This window comes from Psychrobacter sp. M13 (assembly GCF_030718935.1).
Lineage (GTDB): Bacteria > Pseudomonadota > Gammaproteobacteria > Pseudomonadales > Moraxellaceae > Psychrobacter > Psychrobacter immobilis_G.
Map to the genome: position 1 here is coordinate 2,961,418 of NZ_CP132194.1, position 25,429 is coordinate 2,986,846.

A 25,429-nucleotide genomic window follows, 5' to 3' on the forward strand; every position below is an offset into this window, starting at 1 on the left:
TGTATATAAAGAAAGTAAAGCTCGCTACCAGCTAGAATAATTTCGCTAAGTATCAAACTAATAGCTGAATTTTGCCCTTTATCCAGTCGATAATACCTAAGACAAATAGCATCCAAGCAGGCTCTTCATCATTTATTGTGAGATTATCTAAATCCTTACCAGCTTTAAGTGGTAAATCTAAAGCCTGCGCTTTGACCTGATAGTCTAATACAGGCATAACATCGATACCTGTTTGTGCTATCAACTCATCTAAGCTGATAATTTCTATGCTCTCAAACTCATCATTAGGTGCGTAATAAACGCCAGCTTGATTGGTCGCAGGAATATATATTGCTTTAAAGAAATGACTAGGTACTAGGACGCGATTATTTAAACGAGCTAGCTTTTTGGTTGTGAAAGCAACGCCAGTGACTGTATAGATCTCACCGTACTGTTGAGTCAAATAGCGCGTAGCTGATTCAATATTACGCCAAACGTAACGGCTATTACGCGGTGATTGCGGTGCAATATTGGCTAGACTAAAGCTATCGTACTGCTGAGAGCGATTTGCCATATCACCATTAGGCGCTAGATGTCCGCGATCATAACCTGAGCCAGAGTAGTCCTCTAATGACGCACGAAAAGATTTAGGCAAACGACTCTCTTCATGAAAGCTAGCATCATAGTCGATTTGTTTAGCATCATTCAGGCGCTTGCGAGTCAGATACTCAGCTGACCATAATGGAGTGCGCGAGACACCGGAGTACATGACAGCAAAACCGTTAAAGCATAGCGCTTGAGTGTTTTGGCTTAATTTTGTATTAATGAATTCAGGATAAATACCGCCATAAAAAGACTCGCTACACTGGCTTAAGTCCTCGGCATGTGCTACTGACATAGTTGCTACTACAGTGACTACTATAAGGGTGCTATTAAATATAGAATTAATCTGACTATTGTTGAAGCTGTTTTTGCCACTATTAATTTTACCGTTCACTCTCATTACCCTATCATCAACTATTATTCAGCTTTGCATACTGCGCGCACTCTATCCTAGCAGGCGCTTGGTTATAATGAAAGATAAGACATATTAATCTATAATCATGACTTGCAAGTCGTGACATTGTAGGCACTATCGTCTATAATGAGCCGTCTCAAAATGGTGACGTGGGTGAGTGGCTGAAACCGCACGCCTGGAAAGTGTGTATGCGTTAATAGCGTATCGAGAGTTCGAATCTCTCCGTCACCGCCAATCTTATTCTCTGCTTAATCAAAACCTCTGTATTCCTAGCTTATTCTAATTTTTCTCTAAATAATTCTTCAATAGCATGACTTCGAGTCTGGACTTATCAATTTCTGTCGTTTGAAATATATTAATTTTTACGATTGAGACCTGCAAAGCTCAATATTTAAAACTTATAAGTTTTTTTGAAAAACCGTGGAAGTTTTAGCAACCATTCCTTATATCAAAAAGCTATCAGCAGGCTACGTAAGCCTATCCTTTAATTCCATAAGGCAATCTCTAGATTTTATAACATCGTTTTCAGTAATCTTTGTATTTACCTCATGAAACCTTTTATTCCTTTTCAATCTCAGTTCATGTAAATTCTCTCTAAGATAAAGATCAATTTTTTCCTTATCATAAGAATATTCAATTAACTTAGCAGGAGTAGCGACACTGGTAGGATAAGCATAATTTTTTAATAGAGTTTCAATATCTAGCCAGTTTTTTAAAAATTCGTCACTTATCTTTAGCTCCTTTATTGTTAAGGACATTTGTTCAATCACTTTCTCATTTTCTAGATTGACTGTTTTTTGTGAGTTGATCTCATTCTGAACGCTGTTAAGCTTACTCTGTGTTATTTCTTTCTCTAGTTTCAGCTGATTTGAGCCCTTGATTAATGACTGCTGTTGCTGCCGCATTTCATCGATTTTATTTTCTAAACTTAGCTTTTCTTTAGCTTGCAAAGCTATTGACTGATGGGCTTCTCTTAGCTTCAATAGATTACTACTCTTCTCTAATTCATTGCTCTTCAACTCATTACGAATATCTCGCAGTTGTTTTTCTAATTGTTTGGTAGCATTGCTGTTGTCTTGTTTATCTTTGAACACGGTTAAACTTTCAATCTTTTGCCTCAGACCCTGCTCTTTTCTCATCAGATCTTTTTTTATATTATCAATTTCTTCTTGAGACCTCGTTAACTGTTTTAAACTATTTTCCATCAAAAAAGTACTTTTTGTCAAAGACGATAATTTATCCTCCCTGTGCTTTTTCTCAGCAGATATTTCTTTTAAATTAACCTCAAGATCTCTATTCTGCTTGGTTAAATGGCTGTTTTTGTAATTTAGATTCTGCATAACTTTCAAGTTGTCTTTTATACTAACTCGCAATTCAGTTTCTCTTTTTTTCACATCATTCAGGCTAAGGTGTAATGAGTTTCTTTCTATTTGCAATGCTTCATTTGACTTTGTTAGACCCTCATTAAGCTGTCTAGACTCTTCTTCTCTCTTTTCGAGACTTGATACTGAATGAACAATTATATTTACAATAGCACCGATACTCAAAGCAAAGCAGGTTACGATGATTAGCGATACTTTGAAACCTAGATTAGGAGTAAACATACTAAAAAATAGTATAGTGGCAATAGTGCTAGTCAAAATCGACAAGCCTTTATCAATAAAATAGCGCCCGTAGTCAACATAACCACAGATACTGCCAGTAATTAAACATACAAGTAAAGGCATGAAATCGAAGCTATCAAAGGCCACAAAAGCAAACAGCAAGTATATAATTAGTAATAGTGAAACAGGCATTGTGATCTCAACAGTATGTTAGTTATAAACCTTTGAAACAATTATTTGTAGCTCATTCTTATATATACCTATTTTGCCTTCCAGCTTAACTCGTTTAGAGGTATCGTTATAGTCTTCTAATAATAACAGTCGATCTTCTAATTGGTTGGTTTCAGAATTAAATAAAACCCCGTTTATGCTGCTTTTATCATCACTAACTTTGAAGAAGGAGTGACCTTTTTTACTAGTCTTTAAATCTGAAATCATAGCATTTAACAGTACATCACGACCCTGCATGCTACCTTGCACATCAGACACATTGATAGTCTCAGTACCTATATAAGTTTCAGTGTTCTTCCCAACCACTTTATAATCTGAAGTTTTATTCACAAAATAATAAGCATTGTTATGACTTTTATTAAGGGTATCGGGAAAACTAATGACATCTCCTAAGTTCACATTCACAAGCTGAGGTTCTAAGCTAGTGAGTAAAGTGTAGTCCAGATGATCGGCAAAACTATTTACCTTAATAAAGGTCTTTTGTTCTGCATTAGTATTGACATTAACTACCTTTCCAGTGATATATGCAGACTGCTCTACATTATCTGTGCCTTTGCTATTGTAGTTGTCATTTACATACGCTTCTTCTTCGTTATTATCATTGACCAATGTCGAAATATTTTCAGATGCCATATCATTGGTACTACTGACACTATATTTGGTATAAATAACATACGCTACTGAACCTAAAAGGAGCAACGCAACCGTTAAAAAAGCAAGTTTATAATTAGAGTTATTTGTCATTGTGAACCTAAAGTTAGTAAGTAAATGATTATAGTTGATCAAATTTTTATATAGCAATTATGTTGAATCGCGGAATCTTATCATTAATAAAATGAGAGTAGTAGATAGTTTATTTAAATTGCGTGATCTTTAGGCCAAATCATAGTCATACCAAAATCTACCGCTTAGCCTTCGATGGTAGCTATAGTCAGGCTATCAATTTAAAACCAAAGAAGTTATCGACGGAATTATTCTACAAGATCTGAAGGACGGTAACATCGATGGCATCTCCGATCACCTGCAAGCGTTAATCCATGACGCCTCACAAGATGACCTGATAAAGCTAAAAGACTTATTTGCTCAAAGCGCTTTGGATAAGCAAGTAAAAACAGGGATCAAAAAAGATGACGAGCTATCCGCTAAATGGCGTGAAGGCAGCTATCCTTATGAGAACCGCTTGTCACGCAAGACCTATGAAAAGCAAAAGTATCATCTACGAGTAGAGCTACTAAAGCTGCAACGCTGGGTCCGTGAAACGGGACAAAAAGTAGTGATTGTCTTTGAAGGTCGTGATGCCGCGGGTAAAGGTGGTACGATTAAGCGCTTTATGGAGCATCTCAACCCTCGCGGTGCCAAGGTAGTTGCGCTAGAAAAATTATCTGAACAGGAGCTTGGGTAATGGTATTTTCAGCGTTATGTCCAGCATCTACCAACGCAAGGCGAGTTCGTGCTTTTTGATCGCTCATGGTATAACCGAGCAGGCGTAGAGCGGGTAATGAACTTCTGTACTGATGAGCAGTATCAGACCTTTATGCGTCAGACTCTAGGCTTTGAGAAAAACCTGATCGACTCGGGTGTACATCTAATTAAGTTTTGGTTTTAGGTGAGCCGTGATGAACAGCGCCGCCGCTTTGCTCAATGTGAGGCTCATCCATTAACGCAATGGAAGCTGTCGCTTATCGATATGGCATCATTCGACACGTGGGATGACTATACGTTGGCTAAAGAGACGATGTTTTATAACACCGATCACGCTGAGTCGCCTTGGATCGTGATTAAGTCCAACTGCAAAAAGCGCGCGCGACTAAATGCTATGCGCTATGTACTCAACAAGCTACCATATGACAATAAAGACAAAGAGCAAATCGGCTATGTTGATCCGTTGATTGTCGGTCGTACTGGCGCTCTGTATGAGCTGGGTGGAAAAAACGAGCTAGCAGTGGTTTAAATTATTACAGTATTTAGACTAGCATCGATACCGCTACTCTAAGCGGCCTTATTCTATCCAAGCCATCCAATTACGATCGGGTGGCTTTTTTGTGCGCGGTGATGGCTTTTATGCTTACATTTACTTTCTTAAATTAGATAATATATTTTTATATAACGATAAACTATGTATCGTTATATAAATCATATCGGTTGGCATGCTATAATATTATATTGATTTTCGTGGGAAAAATTCTGTTGTCTGATAGTGATTTGTACGAGAAGTGACTGTCAAACGATTTCAGGTTTACTCTCAAGATAATCAGTTGATAATATTATAGAGTTTGTAGGAACGTAGATGGTAACTGTAATACAAGATTTAAAAAAAGACTGGTCACTTTCAGCATCTGTTGCTGGTTTTTTAGCCGTACTCATTGCTTATGCTGGACCGTTAGTGATTTTTTTTCAAGCAGCACAAGCGGCGCAAGTATCAGAGGCGATGATGGCGTCTTGGATTTGGGGGATATCGATAGGCGCAGCGATACCGAGTATTTACCTCTCTATCAAATATAAAGCACCGATAGTAAACGCTTGGTCTGTGCCAGGAACGGTTTTACTCGTGACCTTATTTCCACAGATGAGTATTAATGAGGCCGTTGCTGGTTATATTATTTCAGCCATTGTCATTTTCATTGTCGGCGTGACGGGTTATTTTGATAAAATTCTAAAGTGGATCCCTAACAGTATCGCCGCAGGTATGATGGCAGGCATACTATTTCAATTCGGTTTGGCATTGTTCGTTGCCACTGACACTATGCCAGTTATCATTTTTAGTATGTTGGGTTGTTATCTATTAGCCAAACGCCTGTCACCGCGCTATACGATGATTTGGGTATTGTTGTGTGGCATTATCTTAAGCTTAGTATTTGGCAAGATGAATCCTGTTAATGTCAATTTTACAATGACGGTTCCTGTTTTTATTTCGCCAGAATGGTCATGGAACTCAACGTTTAACCTTGCTGTTCCCCTTATCCTTGTCAGTTTGACAGGGCAGTTTTTACCTGGGATGGCGATCTTGAATTTAAGTGGTTATGACACGCCAGCGAAACCTATTGTTATGGGCTCTAGCCTTGCTTCATTAGCCGTTGCTTTTATAGGCGGTATTACCATTACGCTAGCCGCGATAACTGCTGCACTATGTACGGGAAAAGATGCGCACGAGCTCAAAGAAAAGCGCTATATCGCTGGTGTCGCTAATGGTGTTTTTTACTTATTAGGCGGGGTATTTGCTGGTAGCATTGTACTGGTATTTAGCTTATTGCCTAAAGAGCTGATCGCCGCTCTAGCTGGTTTGGCACTGATAGGTGCTATCTCAGCCAATATTACTGTGGCTATGAAAGATGAGAGCCAAAGAGAACCGGCATTGATTACCTTTTTGGCAACAGCCTCTGGTATGCAGTTTTTGGGATTAAGTTCAGTTTTTTGGGGCCTTTGTATCGGTATCGTTGCTCATTACCTATTAACTAAAAAAATCCCTCAGCCAATTAATGTATAACTGAATTAATAGTTATAGTAGATTAATAATGACAAGGATGTTATTGCTTCAAAATTCGATTATAGTTATTGTTTATAATAATAACTTTCAACATTCAAATAGGGATCGAACTATGCAAAACTTAGGATTAGGGATAATAGCAGGGCTTGGCCTGAGCCTGAGCGCTTGTGTCACCATTAACGGTGCACCGATGGGCACTACAGATAACACGACTATAGTCACCCAATACCCAATTGAAGCCACGATGCTCGACATCTATACCAAAGCGCGTAGTGCAAAACTAATGGCAATAGTCGAGGGTCAAACCGTAACGGCAGATATCAAAGTCACGCCCAAAGGGGCTATGCTGTTCAATGGTAAGTCTGTGCAAGGTGGCGAAATCAGCACTATTAGCACTCTATCGGGTCAAGTGACCAATCAAGCCGTTGCTACTAACTACTTTACGTTGAATCCGCTAGTATTCCACGGCTTTACGGACAACACAGGTATATACTCAGTATCGAATCAAACCTCCAGCATCCCCAAGAGCGCGCGCGTTGGCGAGTCTAGCAGTTTTGTCACTGATACGGTCTATACCGATCAAACGATGAGCCGCCAATTGGGCATTTATGAGCAGACATGGTCACTGACTCAAGATAGCAATAAAACCGCATGGTTCTGTATAGGCACCTCTGGTAATCTACTGATCAATAATGACCCTGATAGTGCATCGACAGAATGCTATAACATTAATGCTCAAGGTGATATCTTGGCTAGCAAAGTAGTTATTACACAGCCTGCTGAAAATGGTAACGGTACGATTGAACTGATGAGCCAGTAGGTTTTACTAACTTGCCTAATAACTTGACAATAGCTTTACTGAATTCTTTAGTGGGGTTTGCAATACTAGTAACTCGTTTATTATAAAAAGGAATTTATTATGGTATTGACTACAAAAGCTTTTATTCACTATGCTAATGATAATAGCTGCAGTTGCCCAAAATGCGATTGTAAAAATTCAGCCACTTGCAAGAGCTGCAATTGCTGTACAAACTGCTGCCAGTGCAATTGATTGTCAACGCCACTAATGAACAGTATAAATTAGTAAAATAATCAGTGTCCTAAAGTTATATTTAGGGCGCTGTTTTTTATTGAGAATAAAACTACTTAGTCCTGCAACGTTATCTACCTAGACCCCTCTCTCCTATTTCTGATGGCCTTATAAATGCGCACTGATTACTCCAAATCAAATACTCAGACATCAGCGCTTAGCTCATTATGGCCTATACTAGTCATAGCGGCGCTCGCATTGACCCTGCGCCCGACTTTGACATCTACTGGCCCGTTACTGGATGAGATTCGACTTAGCACAGGGATTGGCTTGCAGACTGCCTCGCTACTGGTAGTGCTGCCTATGCTGTGTATGGGCATCTATCCGCTACTACTGCCTTGGCTAGGTAAAAGCTTAAGTGAGAGCACTTGGATAATAGGCGGATTGATCGCCATTGCTTTATCAGGGTTATGGCGACTAGGGCTAACTTCAAGTGAGGCGTTGATTTTCAGTACGTTGTTAGGCGGTATTGGTATCGCCATTGTACAGTCGATGGCACCCGGCGTGGTCAAGCGCTGGTATCCTCAGCGTGTACCACTAACGATGGGGATTTATTCCGCCTTTTTGATGGCAGGCGGCGGTATTGCAGCGACCTTTAGCCCGTCAATCGCTCAGCATTATGGTAGCTGGCAGGCAGGTCTTGGTATATGGTTAATATTGCCCGTTATTGCCTTATTGATGTGGTGGTTTAGACCAGCTGAAGTGACTCAGACCGAACAAGGTAGCGTGTCGGTTAACTTTTTTAAGAATCGCCGTGCGTGGCTACTCGCCATCTATTTTGGCCTCGCCAATGCAGGCTACGCTTGTATGATTGCTTTTTTGCCGACTTATGCTCGTGGTCTAGGGTGGAGCGCTCAAAGTAGCGGTGAGCTGATCGGCATTATGACCATATTTCAGGTGATAGGCGCACTAGGCGCTCCTGCGCTCTCAAACAGTCGGCTAGATCGCAGGCCTTGGTTATTCTTCGCCGTCGGTATTCAGCTTTTAGGCTTTGCAGGATTAATCCTGATGCCTGAGTCACTATTATTGCTGTGGACAGCTCTGATAGGTGCAGGCCTTGGCGCTTGTTTTTCGTTGACACTAACGGTAGCACTTGATCATTTATCTGCACCAAACTTGGCGGGTGCACTGACTGCTTTTGTGCAAGGTATTGGTTTTATTATTACTGCGATTGTCCCCTACTTTGCAGTCTCACTACATGAATGGCAAGGCGGTTTCCAGATTATTTGGGTCATGCTTATTTTGACGTTAATAGGCATGTTAGCGGTCACTATAAGGTTTAATCCTGACAGTTATGCTGCAACTATGGACTATTAACATTCTTTAGACAACTACTTATTTTGAAGCTAATATGCAAACTCTACCTACATTAACCGGTGCAATGGCGCAAAATATAGTTAATACCGCTGTCATTACTCAAGCAGGCCTAAAAGCTTTGGAATAAAGGCTTATGGCGCTCAAAACAGTTTTCGCTTAAAGCAATTACGCTCAACACAATAAAAGGTAGCCGATGTTACTTAAAGTCTTACGTACCTTACTCACCATTAGCGGCTTAGTTTTTATTATAGACTGCGTCATCTTGATTGCTGTTGACAAAATTAATTTCAGTACCGTAGTGCCACTTTTAATAGGTCTTATCTTTATCGCTCATGGACTGTTTTGGCATACTATTCGCAATTTTGTGATTCAAAGCACTTGGCTCAATATCAGCTGGCACGCGCTATGGATTTTGTTTGGATTATGGCTAGTGAGTTTTGGCGTATTTATAGGGTCTTTGCAACAGCAGATTAAGCTGAGTAAGCAAGTTACACCGCCCGTTGCCGCTGTCATTATATTAGGATCAGGCACAGTCGGTGGTCAGCCAACGCCAACGCTCGCCGCCCGATTAGATAGAGCTGTACCTGTTATCAAATCACAACCGCAAGCTGTCGTTATTACCAGTGGTGGGGTGGGCTTTGGGCGCACGCGTAGTGAAGCCGATATTATGGCGACTTATCTTTATGAGACTCACGGCATACCTTTAGCGCGAGTGACGCAAGAAGGCGAGAGCACCAGCACAGAGGAGAATCTAATCAATAGCCAAGCTATTTTAGCAGCTCAATCAGTCAGTCTAAATGAGCCTATCGCTATCGTCACCAGCGATTTTCATACGATCCGCTCAGCAGCTATTGCCCGTCACCAAGGCTATAAGCAGCCAATATTACTAGCCAGCCCCACCCCATTGTCCGTCCGTTATAACGCTTGGTTTCGAGAGTATTTTGCTTTTGTTAGTGGCTGGCTATTAAATGAATATTAAAAGGGTTAAGACTCACACTCTACCAATAAAAACGGGGCAGTTTTACTGATCTCAGAGCAAGCCACTTGTTTAGGCACACCTTGAGCGACAATATGTCCACCCGCGTCTCCTGCGCCAGGGCCGATATCCATAATCCAGTCGCTATTGCTAGCCACTTGCATATCATGCTCGACCATAATAACCGTGTTACCAGCGTCAACGAGTCCATTCAATTGCGCCATCAACATTGATACGTCTTTAGGGTGCAAGCCAGTGGTCGGTTCATCCAGCACATAAAGCGTATCGCCACGCTGGCTGCGCTGTAATTCGGTAGCTAGTTTGATGCGTTGCGCTTCACCACCTGAGAGTTCAGTAGCTGGCTGACCTAATCTTAAGTAGCCTAGCCCAACTTGTAATAAAGCATCTAATGCTCGCAAAATAGATGGCTCATCAATGAAGAACTCACAGGCGCTCTCAACCGTAAGCGCCAGTACTTCAGCGATATTTTTATCGCGATATGTGATTTCTAACGTGTCCTCATTATAGCGCTGGCCATGACAGACCTGGCAGGGGGAATAAACGCTAGGTAAAAACAGCAGCTCGACCATCACGAAGCCTAAGCCTTCACAATTAGGGCAGCGACCTTTGGTAGTATTAAATGAAAAGCGACCGACATTATAACGGCGTGCTTTGGCCTCGTCGGTGGCTGCAAACCGCTTACGCACATGATCAAACAATCCAGTATAAGTCGCTAAGTTAGAGCGCGGTGTACGCCCAATAGCCTTTTGATCGACAGTGACTAATCGTTTTATATCATCCATGCCAGCGATGATTTGACCACCCGTTGGGGTCTCTAACTCTTGCTCTAATAAATCAGCTTCGCCCGTTGGCGCTTCTATGACTGGTTTTTGTCCTAGTACCTCATAGACCAGCTCAACCAGCGCCTGACTCACCAAGCTCGATTTACCTGAACCGGATACCCCTGTTACGGTAGTCATCACCCCTAACGGGAACTCGACAGCTAACCCTTGCAAGTTATTGCGCTCAACCCCTGCGAGTTTTAGCCAAGCTATAGGCTGTCTCGGCGGACGTTGCGCGCGCTCAGTAATGCTTTTAGCAGTATTAAAAAGATACTGACCTGTATGTGACTGTTTAACTGTACGTAGTCCCTCGACAGGACCACTATAAATCACTTCGCCGCCATGAGCTCCAGCATCGGGGCCAACGTCGACTATCCAATCAGCATGTCGAATAACACTGACATCGTGTTCGACTACAAATACCGAGTTGCCAGACACGATAAGCTCATCTAACGCGCCTAATAACGCTTGAGTATCAGCAGGATGCAGACCAGCGGAAGGCTCATCCAGTACATACACTACTCCAAACAGTTTCGAGCGAATTTGAGTGGCTAAGCGCAAGCGTTGCAGCTCACCTGGCGATAAGGTCGGCGTAGTACGCTCAAGCGATAAGTAGCCCAATCCTAGCATCGTCAATGCCTCGACACGCGAGAGAATATCACTAGCAATACGCTGAGCGACAATGGCTTTTTCTCGATCTACAGTATCATCAGTTGGTTTAGCTTCGGCAGCAGCACGTAGCTTAAGCGCGACTTCGGTGAGTGTTAGTTGCGATAATTCACCGATATCCAGTCCAGCAAATTTGACCGATAGCGACGCTCGTTTTAGCTTTTTGCCATGACACTCTGGGCATACTGAGATTTGCATAAATTGAGACACCCGCTTTTTGGTGAGCGGGCTTTGAGTTGTTGCAAAAGAGTGCAGAATAAAGTTTTTGGCACTGGTAAAAGTGCCTTTATAATTAGGTTTTTCGTTACTGTCGATGGCCGCACGTACTTGCTCGATATTATATTCTGAATAGACAGGTACGGTTGGCGTCTCATCAGTGAATAGTATCCAATCGCGAGTTGCTTTAGGCAGCTTATGCCAAGGTACATCGATATCGTAGCCTAAGGTAGTTAGAATACGGCTTAAGTTCTGACCTTGCCACGCGGGTGGCCATGCAGCAATCGCTCTATCCCGAATGGTCTTAGCAGGATCAGGAACTAGCAGCTGCTCAGTGACTTCGAACACGCGGCCAATACCTGAACAAGTTGGACAAGCGCCCTCTGGAGTATTTGGCGAAAACGCATCAGCATACAAGATACCTTGACCAGCAGGATACTCACCCGCCCGTGAGTACAGCATGCGCAGACCATTTGAGATCGTAGTTATACTACCGACTGATGAGCGTACCGAAGGCGTACCACGCTGTTGTTGTAGGGCGACCGCTGGCGGCAGCCCTTCTATCGCATCGACATCTGGCTCATCGACTTGATCTATCAAGCGCCTTGCATAAGGCGATACTGAATCTAGGTAGCGGCGTTGCGATTCGGCAAATAAAGTACCAAACGCTAGCGACGACTTGCCGGAACCAGAGATACCAGTGAATACTACTAATTTATCACGCGGCAAATCGATATCGACATTTTTTAGATTATGAACGCGTGCGCCTCTTACTTGGATGCTGTGACCTGCTTGAATACTATGATCTGGATTATCTAGGGAGTTATTATCAATACGCTTATTGTTAGCACTTTTATCATTAGTAGTGGCCATAAAAAGGCTGTTCCTATTTTTGTATGTTTTAGTTTTGATGTGTTTTAATTGTATTTTTCAAAGAAATTTTTGAGGAATTTATAGAGAAGCGTTTATCGCTCGAAGTTAAGTAACTTGAAGCTGTATAAATAATAGAAGGGAATGAAGATAATCTTAACATTTTGCTGTACTGGTATAGATAACACCTTACTGACACAGTACGCATTACTTACATAGCTTTACTCGCTCATTATGGAAGCAAGCGCTCTGCTAAAAACTCTACTAACAGCCTAATTTTGGGGGATAAATAACGATTGTACGGGTAGAGCGCCCATATAGCCTCTTCAGGCTCTCTATAGCTATCTAATATGCTTATCAGCGCTCCTGATTGTAAATACTTTTGCACATAATAATCAGGCAACTGCACGATACCAAGCCCTTTTAGTGCGGCGTCAGCCAAACTATAACCGCTGTTATAACGCACGCTACCAGTCACCCGAATATTGCGCTCTTTGCCCTGTTCTTTAAAATGCCAGTAATCCAAGGTGCCAAGCAAACAGTTATGCTGGCCAAGCTCAGTCAGCGTGTTTGGTACACCGTATTTTTTGATATAAGCAGGCGCGGCACAAACAAAGTTGGTGCGGCTACTGAGTTTTTTAGCCATCATTGTCGAATCATTTAAATTACCGATACGAATCGCTAAATCATAACCGCCCTCTAATAAGTCAACCGTTTGATTACTCAAAAAAGCGGTCACTTCGATATCGCTATAGCGCATCATAAAGTCATTCACTAGTGGTAGTAACTGTTGCTCTCCATAGGTGACTGGGGCGGTAAGCTTAATCCTACCTTGCGGTTTTGATTGCAAATTACTGACGGCTTGCTCAGCAGCATCTAAACCGTCTAGCACCGCGCGGCAGTGCTGGTAAAACACTTGCCCCTCTTCAGTGAGCGATACCCTACGCGTGGTGCGATACAGCAACTTGATATTCAGACGCTTCTCTAAGGCGCTTACTTGACGACTGACTTGTGCGGTTGAGAGACCAATATTTTTGGCGGCTTTAGTAAAGCTTTCGTATTCAGCCACGTAGACAAATTCGCTAATACCTTCCCATTTCATGATTGTTACCACAGCGTAAAAGATATTTTCGAATATAGCATATTATCATCAGTTCAGAAATAAGTATAATAGTTACTATAAGCTTAAATATGCTACAGTCTATAACACTCGTTTATTACAGTTAAGGCTTGCATATACTAAAAGTCCAATTCACTAAAAAAAGAGAGACTGTTATGTCAGATAAATTTATCAAATCTAAAGCCGCTATCGCTTGGGGACCAAACCAACCATTATCGATCGAAGAAGTCGATGTGATGCTGCCGCGCAAAGGCGAAGTATTAGTAAAAATTCTTGCTAGTGGTGTCTGTCATACCGATGCTTATACGCTATCGGGTGAGGATCCAGAAGGTGTGTTCCCAGCGATCTTAGGTCATGAAGGTGGCGGTATCGTTGAGCAAATCGGTGAAGGTGTCACCAGCGTGCAAGTTGGCGATCATGTCATTCCTTTATATACCGCAGAATGTGGCGAATGTAAATTTTGCTTATCAGGTAAAACCAACCTATGCTCAGCAGTGCGCGAGACTCAAGGTAAAGGCTTAATGCCAGACGGCACAACGCGTTTTTATAAAGATGGTGAGCCAATTTACCATTATATGGGTTGCTCAACCTTTTCTGAATACACAGTATTGCCAGAGATTTCATTGGCCAAAGTCAATAAAGACGCACCATTAGAAAAAGTTTGCTTACTTGGTTGCGGCGTGACGACCGGTATGGGCGCGGTCATGAATACCGCCAAGGTTGAAGAAGGCGCTACTGTGGCTATCTTTGGTCTTGGTGGTATTGGACTCGCAGCCGTTATCGGTGCCAAAATGGCCAAAGCCAGCCGTATCATTGGCGTTGATATTAACGAAGATAAATTTGAATTGGCTAAAAAACTAGGCGCGACTGATTGCATCAACTCTAAAGACTACGATAAGCCTATCCAAGAGGTCATCGTTGAGATGACGGATGGCGGCGTTGATTACTCGTTTGAGTGTATCGGTAATGTCGATGTCATGCGTTCAGCGCTTGAGTGCTGCCACAAAGGCTGGGGCGAGTCGGTTATCATCGGTGTCGCTGGTGCAGGTAAAGAAATTTCAACCCGTCCATTCCAGCTAGTAACAGGTCGCGTCTGGCGTGGTTCAGCATTTGGTGGGGTTAAAGGCCGTTCAGAGCTACCTGGTTACGTCGATCGTTATATGCAAGGTGATATCCCATTGAACGACTTTATCACTCATACCATGCCATTAGAAAATATTAATGAAGCGTTTGACTTGATGCATAAAGGTGAGAGTATTCGTACAGTGTTGCATTTTAAATCATAAAAGTCAGCTATCTAATTTAAGTCATAAGTATGCTGTCCCGAGATGGGGCAGCATTTTTGATTGAGTTATTATATTTTGAGTTGTCGTAGTTACTCGTGTATGACAGGTGTGCCTTCTGTACTAAACGCAAAGGCTTTATTGCTAAAATTGCCAATCATAACAGCCTCTATCACTGGCGTCACTGTCTCATCTATGCCTTCAACTTCAACGATAAAATTAGCCCCTGCACCGCCTCTATTCTCTTCCTTTTCAACAATATAATTGAGCGTGCCCATCGCTGGTAGCTCAATAGGCTTGTCTAAATAGGCTTTTACAAAATTACCGTGCGTATCATAATAATCAATTTTATTAATATAAAGTGACTTATTTAGGGTAGTATTACGCACGCTCAACGTCGCTGATAGCAAGACTTTGCGATTATCTCTATCAGTATAGATATCGGAGTAGATCGGTACATAAAAGGTTTGCTTATACTGAAACTGACTACGATCGACCGCTTGTGTAATCTCAAGCTCTTTGATTGGGTCTTGCTGATCCTCAGACAGTACAACATTAGGGTCTAAATCGGGCGAATTGCAACCTGACAGCAGTAGTACTACGCTGATGCTAAGTATGGAGAGTCGACATTTAGTCATGACCTTTTTCCTTTATACATCCAAATAACGGTTATTACAGATAGTTACTAGTGTTGGTCGTTATCAGTGTAAACAGCTGAGAGTCAATATACCAGCCTACTAATGTACTCTGACTCCAACACTACGCAAGAACTGATTGATATGCTTATTGGCGCCATAGACCACTAGCACATCGTTTTTTTGTAGTATTTGCTCAGGAGTGACCAAGCCTTGGATGCTTGGTTTGCTTTGCATAAGTCCAAAGCTGTCCTCGTATTCTTCATAGCATAAAGTACTTAGTAGCTTGATGTTAAACTTTTGCTCAAGTTTTAGCTCATTGACCGCTTTACCCACCAAAGCTTGCGGTATCTTAATCTCAACCATACTAAAAGTGTCGCTTAGCTCAAACGAATCTACAAAATAGCGTAATGACAGGCGTTTTGCCCAGCGCATTGCCGATTCTTTCTCAGGATGAAAAATATCATCCACTCCGATAGCTTGCAATACGGTCTCATGTAAGGGGTTAATACTACGACTGATCAGACGTTTAGCTTTTAGGGTTTTAAATAAGGCGGTTGCCATGACGTTAGCGCCTTGATCCTCACCTATAGCGACGATGACGATATCAGTGTCAATAATCGGCAAGCCTTTGACAGCATACTCATCAGTGGCACTCATACAGATAGTATGCGAGATAACTTCTTTGTAAGCTTCGACCTTTTGCATATTGCTGTCGATACCGATCACCTCATGACCTTGACTGGTCAGCGCTATGCCCAATGATGAGCCAAAGCTTCCTAAGCCTAATATAATAAATTTCATAACTCTCCTACTAGATGACTGAGCTTAGTTAATCGTAATCTCTTCGGTGGGATAACGATAGTTGCGTTGACGAGTGTTTTTGAGCAAAGCAATAAAGATAGTGAGCATACTCACTCGCCCAACGAACATGATAACCACGACCACTATCTTATTAAAATCTGACAAAGTAGCTGTCAGATTGAGGCTCAAACCGACTGTGCTATAGGCTGAGAAACACTCAAAAACGACTTTAAATAAGTCAAGCTCAGGCTGGTTGTAGCTCATTATGGTCACACCAGAACCGATAACCAACAGCGATAGCCACATAATGGAAAAAGCGCGGCGAATAGAAATGTCTGCGATTTCGCGTTGGAACACCTCCACTCTAGACAGTCCCCGTGCTAAGCTCAAGGTATTTAATAATGCAATAGCAAGGGTGCTGGTTTTGATACCGCCACCCGTCGAATTTGGAGAGGCACCAACCCACATCAAAAATATAGTCAGCATAATCGTTGGAAAAGCTAAGCTGTCCATATCAACGTTATTGAAGCCTGCGGTCCTTGGCGTCGCTGCGGTAAAGAACCCTGCTATTAGCTTACCAAAAATACTATTATGCTCTGCCAGTACCCCGTTGTACTCAAATATCATCACCCCAACTAGCCCGATCAACAGTAAGATCCCAGTGGTGATCAATGTAATACGGCTATTGATATTAAGTAGCCACGGCTGATAGTTATACCGAGGCTCATTACTATAACTATTGTGGTATAGCAAGCGCTCGGTACGATAGCGCAAGTAACGCAATAGATTAACTACGATAATAAAACCTAAGCCACCGAATATAAAAGTAGTCGCAATGGTTAATTGCAAAGGGTAATTAAAACGGAGTGCCTCATCATAGAGTCCCGCGCTAAACGTCGAAAAACCTGCATTACAAAATGCTGAAACCGCATGAAAGGTGGCAAAAAACAAGCGTTCGGATAAATCCATATTGGGTAGATCATAGATACTAATAAAGATCAGCGCAGCCGCTACTGCTTCAACGCCAAAAGTGACATAGAGAATAGATTTAAGAGTAGCGACTACATCGCCCATTCTTCGCGCATAGGTCATCTCACCGATGCTTAGCTGGGTCTCATAACTGACACCACCCTTAAAAAAATAGCTAAAGTAAGTGACAAAAGTCAAAATACCTAAGCCACCAATTTGGATAAGACCCATAATAATGACTTGTCCAAAGGTGGTAAAATCAGTTGCAGTATCGACTACTATCAGCCCCGTCACACAGACCGCACTCGTCGCTGTAAACAGCGCATCGACAAAAGATATCGATTGGGTCGTGGCTTTAGGCATCATCAATAACAGCGCGCCAAGCAGAATCACTGACATAAAGCTTAAGATAAAAAACTGGCCTGGATTTAAAAAGGTACGCTTTAAGTTGAAATCGGTATCGGATATCTCACGAATAAAAGTGACAAATACTGCAACTTTAATCGCGACAAAACCATCAACAGCCATTGAAAATCCTGACTGTAATAAATCAGTAAAATGTAGCGCCAGTAATATGATGATAGTTATGCTCGTAAAAAAGTCAAATATAGCGACTTTATTGAATAGTAGCTCATGCAGAACTAGCAGCGTTTTTGGGCGCATATAACGATCTAAGATCGCTAAAAACCCTATGACAATAATAGCCAAATAAAAAAAGTGAAATAGCTGCTGTAGCCAAGTTGTCAGCGTAAAGCCACTGTCGATTAGCGCGATGCCAACCCCAAAAAAGCTGATGACAATGGCTATTTTATTTAACAACCGATAAGGTATGGCTGCGCGCATAGCTTGAGTCCGATAGAGGCGGTAAAGTTGCGAATAATAGAGCGAAAATCAAAATAAATTTATAGCAAAATCTGTATTTAATCAGACCATAACCATCATTCGACTTTGACGCTTAAAAAACGCTTATTACGCCAGTGCAAACCTATTTCCAAATCATTTATACGCCACTTTTAATAAAGATGCTAAAAAAATATTCTAATAATAGTAACCAATTATTCAAGCTAATAAATGACAATCACCTAATTTCTACTGTCCTTTTTCGCTGAACTAACATCTATTATTTATCGAAAATGACCACCTTGCTGATGAAAACTTACTTTATGGTAGAGTGGTTTATAATCACTCACAGCTGACTCTCTACCAGCACACCTGCCTACTATCGGATATTTTTATGGTCACTGACATACTGCTAACGATTCATTTTATTTTGCTGATCGTTATCTCTCTTAGAGTTTTAGCTCGCCATGATTTATCCTCACCTGCGCGGCTGGCTTGGCTGGTCATTCTGTTTATCCTGCCCTATATTGGCGTAGTTGTATATTGGATGTTTGGTGAGATTCACTTAGGCCGTGGCTTTGAGCGTGAGCATCGACAGATTATCGATAGATTGCATAGCCATAACCCTGAAGTGCTCGGTCATAACGCCTCATTAGCGGAGGCAATAAAACCCGCCTATCAGGCTGCATTTTCTTATTCGGCTAATGTGACTGGATTTCATACCACACTTGGTAATCATGCTGAGCTAATGGGTGATGCAGCCGATACTCAAGCGCGGATGATTGCGGACTTTGACGCAGCAACCGATCACATCCATGTGCTGTATTATATTTGGCTAATCGATGGGATGGGTATTGATACGGCAGAGGCCTTAATACGTGCTGCTAAGCGTGGCGTGACTTGCCGAGCGATGGTCGACGGTATGGGTTCGCGTAAGATGATCGGCTCGAGGATTTGGCAAGATATGCAGGATGCTGGTGTACAAGTGAGCGTAGCGCTACCGATTAGCAACCTGATAAAGGTTATCTTATTCAGTCGTTTGGATCTACGCAATCACCGCAAAATCACTGTGATAGATGGTAAAATTGGCTATTGTGGCAGTCGTAACTGCGCCGATCCTGAATTTCGCGTTAAGCCAAAATACGCACCATGGGTAGATATCATGTTACGAGTTGAAGGACCAGTGGTTGCCCAAAATCAGATATTGTTCGCTAGTGATTGGCTCACTCAAAACCCTGAAACTCCCGTTGAGAGCTTTAAGTATTATACTGATATCGATAGTGAACAGCAGGCTGATGGTTTTGCAGCTCAGGTATTTGCCGACGGGCCAACTCAGCGTCATGGCACCACCCCGCAGTTCTTGGGCGCACTGATTAGCCAAGCCCAGCACACGCTTATTATCTCCACCCCTTACTTTGTTCCTGATTATTCGCTAGTTAGCATTTTGTGCGCGACAGCCTATCGCGGTGTCGATGTGACGATGATTTTCCCCCAAAAAAACGACTCTTTTGTGGTTGCAGCGACTTCTCATAGCTACTACTGGCAATTACTTGAGGCGGGCGTAAAAATCTATGAGTATAAGCCTGGGTTACTGCACGCTAAGACTTTGACTATTGATGGCGAAATCAGCTTGATCGGCTCAACCAATCTTGATCTGCGCAGCTTTGATTTGAACTATGAGAATAACGTGGTTATCAGCGATAAAACGCTGACTGCCGATATCGTTGAGCGGCAGTTTCAATACATCGCTGACTCAGATGAGGTGCTTCGCGAGCATGTTGAGGCGTGGTCAGTCCCTTATAAAATATGGAATAATATCGTTGCGACTATGGGGCCTGTTCTTTAGAGTGTCTGGTTTGAGCCTCGCCCTTTGACGTCTTCTGCAATATATAAACAACAAACTTAGCTTCTGTTATAAAAGGCTTAGTATCAACCAAATCTAGTAAGGCTCGACGCTTATCAATTTGCGCCCGATACGCATACGGCGTCATGGTCAATAAGTCCGCCAGCGCTTGTGCTGACAAGCTCAACTCAGTGCTTACTTGATGGGTCTCAAGCAAAGTAAAATACGGCGCAAGCTCAGTCAAAAACTTGTCTGAATCATGCTCACGAACCTCATCAAATAGTGCTGCGCGCATACTCGCTAGATGACCACTATCAGGTTTGGCAATGATTAGATAGCCATTATCTTGCAAAACCTGAGCGAATGCTGCTGGCAGTATCGGACTGAAAATACTACTAATACCCGTTATGCTCTGCGCTTGTAGCGGTAGATGAGCGGCGCTGGTAACGATTGGGTAAACAACAGTCTTTTTCGGCGACGGCTGCTGACTATCTTTTTGGCTTTGTTGGCGCGTCTGCTCATGATTAACTCCTTGATTGGTGTTTGCAACGTCTTGTTGATACCACAAAGTATGGGCCGCTTTACTACCTCTTGCCATCTCTATCAACGCAGGCTTGCTGATATCAGCAGCTATTAGCTCGTCGATATCGACTTCTGCTAGCGCTTGAGTATAGTAGCCCTCCCCGCAGCCAATATCGAGCCAGCGGCTGTTAGCATAAGCGACCTGTTCATTATACGCCCGCTCTTTGACTGACATCTCTTTAGCTAACCATAAGGTTATTTGCTCACAGATTAAGTCTCGTAGAGGCTGATAGTAGCCTGCCTGCAAAAAACGTTGCCGCGCCTTAATTGATAAAGCACTGTCACCGGGCGCTTTGGACTTCTTTTGCTGTACAGGTAACAGATTGACGTACCCTTGCCGCGCCACATCAAAGCCGTGCGTCGTTTGTTTAGAATTGAGACTGCCATCACAACACCAATTATAAATAGCAGGTTGCAGTGGTGACTGGCAAAGCGGGCAAATAAATAAGGACACAACATTCTCAAAGGCAGCAAAAAAGTAGAAAAATTAAAACAACATCTTAGCAAAACTCAGCTTATTTAACCTACTAAAAATGCTCTAACAAGCGCCTTTTTAGTAGGTAAATTGATAGCTAATAAGTTAATTGATAACGCTAATTTTTATCTTAGTTTCAAGGTCATAAGACCGAAGATCACTAATAAGATAGCGATAATCCAGAATCGAACCACCACTTGGGTCTCTTTCCAACCGATCTCTTCAAAGTGATGATGAAGCGGTGCCATACGGAATATACGCTTTTTGCGTAGCTTATACGAGCCTACTTGTAATATAACGGATAAGGCTTCAGCGACAAATAAGCCACCCATAATCGCAAAGGCAATCTCTTGACGGGTCATGACTGCAATCGTTCCCAGCATTGCACCTAATGCTAGCGCGCCAACATCACCCATAAACACTTGGGCAGGATGCGCGTTAAACCACAAAAATCCTAGACCTGCGCCAACCATAGCGCCACAAACGATAATAACCTCAGAGTTATAGGCGATATAAGGCACATGCAAATACTCGGAGAAACGTACATCACCCGAAACATAAGCCATCGCACCAAGACCTGCCGCCACTAACACCACAGGCAATATAGCCAAACCATCCAAGCCATCGGTTAAGTTGACCGCATTGGAGGCACCATTAATCACGAAATAGGTAAAAATAATAAAACCGATACCCAGCGGTAGCGCTGAGAAAGGAATCACCCAATCTTTAAAGACAGGCAATAATAAATCCTGCATCGCTCTGGTAGTCGTGATATCTGGCTGGAGGGTGGCAATATAATAAAGCGATGCGCCAACGAATAGCGCACCCATCGATAACCAAAAGTACTTTTTGCGCGCGATCAAACCTTTGGGATCTTTATATTTGATCTTGAGCCAATCATCAGTCCAACCGACTGCCCCAAAGATAATCATCACCACCAGCAGAATCCACACATAAGGATTGTTTAGTCGCGCCCACAAGAGTGTCGATATCGCAATAGTGGCTAAGATCATCACCCCGCCCATCGTCGGTGTCCCTGTCTTTGCTAGATGCGACTGTGGCCCGTCATTACGTATAGCCTGCCCGTACTTAAGCGTGCGCAAATGACGAATGACCCGACCACCAAAGGTCATGCTCAAAGCTAGCGCTGTCACGACCGCTAATAAAGCTCGCAGGGTTAAAGAGGATACCGCAGAAAACGGCGTATAATACTGGCTAAGCCATTCAAACAACCAAACTAACACCGCCTACTCCTTTACTAGTGCATCAATAAGGGTTTCCATTTCCATAAATCGCGACCCCTTGAACAATACCGTACAAGGGTGCAATTGCTGCACTTGTAAATACTGCTGTAAATAAGATAAAAGACTGTCTTTATCATCGAAAGCTTGCGCGTTGATACTATCCGCTGTGCCAATCTCTTTGGCACCTGCTACCGTATAACCTGCGTATTCACCAACACAAAGCAATATATCTATGCCAGCGGTAGCAATCGTTCGACCTAAGCTTTGGTGCTCACTGACCGCCGCCGCGCCAAGCTCGCCGATATCTCCTAATACTAAAATTTTCGTACCTGTTTGCGCGGCTAATACTTTGGTCGCGGCCCGTACCGAATGCGGGTTAGAGTTATAAGTATCATCGATTAAGCGATGCAAGCCTAGCATCTGACTATCTAAACGGCCTTTTGCTGGACGGGCATTCTCTAACCCGACAACGATGTCATCTATACTGATGTTAAGGGCATGGGCACAGGCGGCAGCTGCCAAAGCATTATTGACATTATGCTCGCCCGCCAATGGCAGACAGATATCTTTTACTTGCGTGCCGATATGTAACTTGAACTCGCTACGCTCAGGCTCAACATCGAGGTGGCTGGCACTAACATCAGTATTACCGAAGCCAATGACGTTTGCAGTGTTATCCTCAGCAATGCGGCGCAACTGGTTAGTAAAATCGTCATTATCGGGCACGATAGCGTACTGCTCAGCCTTTAGAGTATGGTAAATCTCAGCCTTAGTTTGGCAAATACCCTCACGACTACCGAATTCTCCCAAATGTGCTGTGCCAATATTGAGAATACAAGCCACATCAGGGCGGACAATTTCGGTAGTATAAGCAATCTCACCGATATGATTGGCGCCAAGCTCTATAATGGCATAGCGATGATGATCGGAGAGCTCAAGCAGCATCATGGGCACGCCCAAGTCATTATTGAGGTTACCGCGAGTGATAAGGGTTGGTGCTAGGCGACCAAAAATACTGCCTAGCATCTCCTTACAAGTAGTCTTACCACTGGAGCCTGTAATAGCGATAATAGTTACGTCTTTATGCTGCTGACGGCGATGTGCAGCCAAATGTCCCAGAGCCAAGCGCGTATCACTGACCACTAACTGTGGAATACTCGTTGAAATCGGGCGCGAGACAATAGCGGCAAGTGCGCCTTTAGAAGCGGCTAGATTGATATAATCATGACCATCAAAGTTATCGCCTTGTAAGGCCAAAAAGATATCGCCGCTCTTTATAGTCCGTGTATCAGTAGCAATACGATTGGCTGTGACAATATGGGCAGCCGTCTTATCATCACTAGCTTGGTTATCAGCGGTTTTTTGAGTTTCAGGAAGCTGCCAACGCCCATCGAGTGTCGTCGTGGCTGCTAGCAGATTGTCAGCTTGCCAAACATAAAGCCCTTGCGACTGTATCGTATTTTCAGTATCGGCGGTCATCATTGTTACCTCTAAGTAGCGGCTTATTTTTATTTATTAATGTAAAAGTAGGTGTGAACTTAAATACAGTTATTAATTTAAACGCAGGGGTTAATCAACAGTTCAGCAGATAATTATAACCGCCCTGCTTGCTGCAGCGCTTGCTGCAATACGATACTGTCATCAAAGTCATGACGCACGCCATGGATCTCTTGATAGGTCTCATGGCCTTTGCCTGCAATAACCACGATATCATCGACGCCTGCATGATTAACCGCATATTCAATCGCTTGTCTGCGAGCATGCTCGATATAGGTACGCTGATATTGCTCAGTGCTCATGCCGACTTGCATGTCTTGTAATATCTGCTTCGGATCTTCAGTACGCGGATTGTCGGCGGTCAAGATGACGCGGTCAGCACCTGCTAGACCTGCCTGCGCCATCAATGGACGCTTGCCGCTATCACGATCACCGCCGCAGCCGAACACTGCCCATAACTGACCTTTACAATGCGTTTTTAGACTAGCGAGCACTTGGCTGAGGGCATCAGGCGTGTGCGCGTAATCGACTATAAAACAGCCGTCGTTAGATGCCACGCGCTGCATCCGTCCGACAGCACCTTGCAGCTGTGGTACTAGCTTGGCTACCTGCTCAATATCTATACCAAGTGCGACTACAGCACCGATAGCGGCTAGTAGATTAGCCACATTAAAACGCCCTAATAAGGGGCTAACTACGGTTATATCCGTCGTTTGAGTATCAGCGATTTGGGTGCGTAAAGTGATCTTTACCCCCTCCAAACTCGGTTCAATATCAGTGGCGACAAAGGTAGCTTGCGCTGAGGGCTGTAAGCTATAGGTCCAGACTGTCAGCTCGCTGGCATATGCAGTATCTAGCATCACTTGCGCATAGTTCTCACCATGGGCGTCATCGATATTGATAATAGCATGGGTCAAATCTGGGAAATAGCGACGATCAAACAGCTTCGCCTTTGCCGCGACATACTCATCCATATCAGTATGATAATCAAGATGATCACGACTAAGGTTGGTATAAATGGCAACTTTTATAGGCACGCCTTGCAGACGCTGCTGATCAAGGCCGTGCGAGCTGGCCTCAAGCGCTAATAGATCGGCGCTTTCTACACCCATCTGATGTAAGAACTGCTGCACTGCCAAGGCATCGCCTGTGGTATGGCTAGCTTGTACCAAAGCGCCCAGTCTGCCATTGCCTGCTGTACCCATAACGGCACTGCTGAGTGACGCCAGCTGTGCTAATTGCGCAACCAATTGACTAATAGTGGTCTTACCATTAGTACCTGTCACGGCTACTACGCTCGGTAGGGCGACAGACTGATGATACTGCAGCTTTGCTTGCGCTAAATCTCCCAATACATCACGAATATTAGGCACGTATAGCACAGGACAAGGTAGGTTGTCTAAATCCTGCGTGTTGTTAGCGGATTCATCATCAGTAGCTAGCAAAGCACTGGGCTCAATCTCAGATAAAATAAAGGCGGCTTGCGCGGCGGCTTGTTTAAGATACTCTGAACTGGCTTGAGGATTTTGCGTTTGGCTAGTGAGCAAGACAAAAACGTCGCCTTTATTGACTTGCCGACTGTCTAAACAAAGCTGATGAAAAGGGATTTCATTAATTGAATCTAGACCATCTGCTGCTCGAGCTATGCCTCTTAATGACTGATTTATCGTACTATCGCTACTACTGTCTATTAGCTGTTGCAAAGTTACAGTATCAAAAGTCACAGTATTATCAGAAGCTTGAGTCATGGGCAAATCCTAGACAAATAATAAAAATAGCCGTTAGCATAACTCGTTAAAAGGGTCGATGCAAAAAATAGGGTGAAATTAATTTATAAATTA

General features: G+C 43.1%; 18 protein-coding genes, 1 tRNA gene and 1 pseudogene. 8 read left to right on the plus strand and 12 right to left on the minus strand.

Annotated features, from left to right (window positions below; genetic code table 11):
- Positions 1 to 52 precede the first annotated feature (52 nt).
- Positions 53 to 877: a DNA/RNA non-specific endonuclease gene (locus Q9G97_RS12570; RefSeq protein WP_305899081.1), complete on the minus strand. Its 825-nt coding sequence runs from the start codon at positions 875 to 877 to the stop codon at positions 53 to 55.
- A gap of 263 nt (positions 878 to 1,140) precedes the next feature.
- Between Q9G97_RS12570 and Q9G97_RS12575 the strand changes: the two genes are divergently transcribed.
- Positions 1,141 to 1,231 (plus strand) — tRNA-Ser (locus Q9G97_RS12575).
- Positions 1,232 to 1,464: 233 nt separating this feature from the next.
- Here Q9G97_RS12575 and Q9G97_RS12580 read toward each other — a convergent pair.
- Both Q9G97_RS12580 and Q9G97_RS12585 read right to left on the minus strand, forming a co-directional pair.
- The gene (locus tag Q9G97_RS12580) at positions 1,465 to 2,793 is read right to left on the minus strand and encodes a hypothetical protein (protein ID WP_305899082.1); all 1,329 of its coding nucleotides are present in this window, start codon (positions 2,791 to 2,793) and stop codon (positions 1,465 to 1,467) included.
- A gap of 18 nt (positions 2,794 to 2,811) precedes the next feature.
- A complete protein-coding gene (locus tag Q9G97_RS12585; protein ID WP_305899083.1) occupies positions 2,812 to 3,576 on the minus strand; it encodes an exodeoxyribonuclease VII large subunit in 765 nt (254 codons plus the stop codon).
- 241 nt (positions 3,577 to 3,817) lie between these two features.
- Here Q9G97_RS12585 and ppk2 point away from each other — a divergent pair.
- The 5 genes and pseudogenes from ppk2 (at position 3,818) to Q9G97_RS12610 (ending at position 9,702) form a co-directional block, all read left to right on the plus strand.
- Positions 3,818 to 4,783, plus strand: a pseudogene (gene ppk2, locus Q9G97_RS12590) (polyphosphate kinase 2).
- Positions 4,784 to 5,119: 336 nt separating this feature from the next.
- Positions 5,120 to 6,316, plus strand: coding sequence for a benzoate/H(+) symporter BenE (benE, locus tag Q9G97_RS12595; RefSeq protein ID WP_305899084.1), 1,197 nt, complete (start codon positions 5,120 to 5,122; stop codon positions 6,314 to 6,316).
- Positions 6,317 to 6,428: 112 nt separating this feature from the next.
- Positions 6,429 to 7,136: a hypothetical protein gene (locus tag Q9G97_RS12600; RefSeq protein ID WP_305899085.1), complete on the plus strand. Its 708-nt coding sequence runs from the start codon at positions 6,429 to 6,431 to the stop codon at positions 7,134 to 7,136.
- 384 nt (positions 7,137 to 7,520) lie between these two features.
- Positions 7,521 to 8,723, plus strand: coding sequence for a CynX/NimT family MFS transporter (locus Q9G97_RS12605; protein ID WP_305899086.1), 1,203 nt, complete (start codon positions 7,521 to 7,523; stop codon positions 8,721 to 8,723).
- A gap of 193 nt (positions 8,724 to 8,916) precedes the next feature.
- Entirely contained in the window at positions 8,917 to 9,702 is a 786-nt protein-coding gene (locus Q9G97_RS12610; RefSeq protein WP_305899087.1) for a YdcF family protein, read from the plus strand.
- 5 nt (positions 9,703 to 9,707) lie between these two features.
- Here Q9G97_RS12610 and uvrA read toward each other — a convergent pair whose 3' ends face one another.
- Positions 9,708 to 12,299 (minus strand): excinuclease ABC subunit UvrA, encoded by a 2,592-nt coding sequence (gene uvrA / locus Q9G97_RS12615; protein WP_305899088.1) that lies wholly within the window; start codon positions 12,297 to 12,299, stop codon positions 9,708 to 9,710.
- 229 nt (positions 12,300 to 12,528) lie between these two features.
- A complete protein-coding gene (locus Q9G97_RS12620; RefSeq protein ID WP_305899089.1) occupies positions 12,529 to 13,398 on the minus strand; it encodes a LysR family transcriptional regulator in 870 nt (289 codons plus the stop codon).
- Between the two features lie 173 nt (positions 13,399 to 13,571).
- On the opposite strand from Q9G97_RS12620, the gene Q9G97_RS12625 reads away from it, so the two are divergent.
- On the plus strand, positions 13,572 to 14,702 hold the full coding sequence (locus Q9G97_RS12625) for an S-(hydroxymethyl)glutathione dehydrogenase/class III alcohol dehydrogenase (protein WP_201570495.1): 1,131 nt from the start codon (positions 13,572 to 13,574) through the stop codon (positions 14,700 to 14,702).
- Positions 14,703 to 14,791: 89 nt separating this feature from the next.
- On the opposite strand, the gene Q9G97_RS12630 is transcribed toward Q9G97_RS12625, so the two are convergent.
- The 3 genes from Q9G97_RS12630 to Q9G97_RS12640 all read right to left on the minus strand — a co-directional run bounded on the left by Q9G97_RS12630 (position 14,792) and on the right by Q9G97_RS12640 (position 17,950).
- Positions 14,792 to 15,337, minus strand: a complete 546-nt coding sequence (locus Q9G97_RS12630) for a DUF3124 domain-containing protein (protein ID WP_305899090.1) — start codon at positions 15,335 to 15,337, stop codon at positions 14,792 to 14,794.
- A gap of 99 nt (positions 15,338 to 15,436) precedes the next feature.
- Positions 15,437 to 16,138 carry a TrkA family potassium uptake protein gene (locus Q9G97_RS12635; RefSeq protein ID WP_305899091.1) on the minus strand — a complete coding sequence of 234 codons (702 nt, stop codon included), beginning with the start codon at positions 16,136 to 16,138 and terminating at the stop codon, positions 15,437 to 15,439.
- Between the two features lie 24 nt (positions 16,139 to 16,162).
- Positions 16,163 to 17,950: a TrkH family potassium uptake protein gene (locus tag Q9G97_RS12640; RefSeq protein ID WP_305899092.1), complete on the minus strand. Its 1,788-nt coding sequence runs from the start codon at positions 17,948 to 17,950 to the stop codon at positions 16,163 to 16,165.
- A 391-nt stretch (positions 17,951 to 18,341) separates the two neighbouring features.
- Between Q9G97_RS12640 and cls the strand changes: the two genes are divergently transcribed.
- Complete coding sequence (gene cls / locus Q9G97_RS12645) at positions 18,342 to 19,793, plus strand: cardiolipin synthase (protein ID WP_305899093.1); 1,452 nt, start codon at positions 18,342 to 18,344, stop codon at positions 19,791 to 19,793.
- On the opposite strand, the gene Q9G97_RS12650 is transcribed toward cls, so the two are convergent.
- From Q9G97_RS12650 to Q9G97_RS12665, 4 genes are all read right to left on the minus strand, one after another.
- On the minus strand, positions 19,774 to 20,826 hold the full coding sequence (locus tag Q9G97_RS12650; RefSeq protein WP_305899094.1) for a putative RNA methyltransferase: 1,053 nt from the start codon (positions 20,824 to 20,826) through the stop codon (positions 19,774 to 19,776). The two genes, cls and Q9G97_RS12650, sit on opposite strands and share 20 nt — an antisense overlap.
- Before the next feature lie 146 nt (positions 20,827 to 20,972).
- The gene (gene mraY / locus Q9G97_RS12655) at positions 20,973 to 22,091 is read right to left on the minus strand and encodes a phospho-N-acetylmuramoyl-pentapeptide-transferase (protein WP_305899095.1); all 1,119 of its coding nucleotides are present in this window, start codon (positions 22,089 to 22,091) and stop codon (positions 20,973 to 20,975) included.
- 3 nt (positions 22,092 to 22,094) lie between these two features.
- Positions 22,095 to 23,570 carry a UDP-N-acetylmuramoyl-tripeptide--D-alanyl-D-alanine ligase gene (murF, locus tag Q9G97_RS12660; RefSeq protein WP_201573618.1) on the minus strand — a complete coding sequence of 492 codons (1,476 nt, stop codon included), beginning with the start codon at positions 23,568 to 23,570 and terminating at the stop codon, positions 22,095 to 22,097.
- 113 nt (positions 23,571 to 23,683) lie between these two features.
- Positions 23,684 to 25,336 carry a UDP-N-acetylmuramoyl-L-alanyl-D-glutamate--2,6-diaminopimelate ligase gene (locus Q9G97_RS12665; protein ID WP_305899096.1) on the minus strand — a complete coding sequence of 551 codons (1,653 nt, stop codon included), beginning with the start codon at positions 25,334 to 25,336 and terminating at the stop codon, positions 23,684 to 23,686.
- Positions 25,337 to 25,429 lie beyond the last annotated feature (93 nt).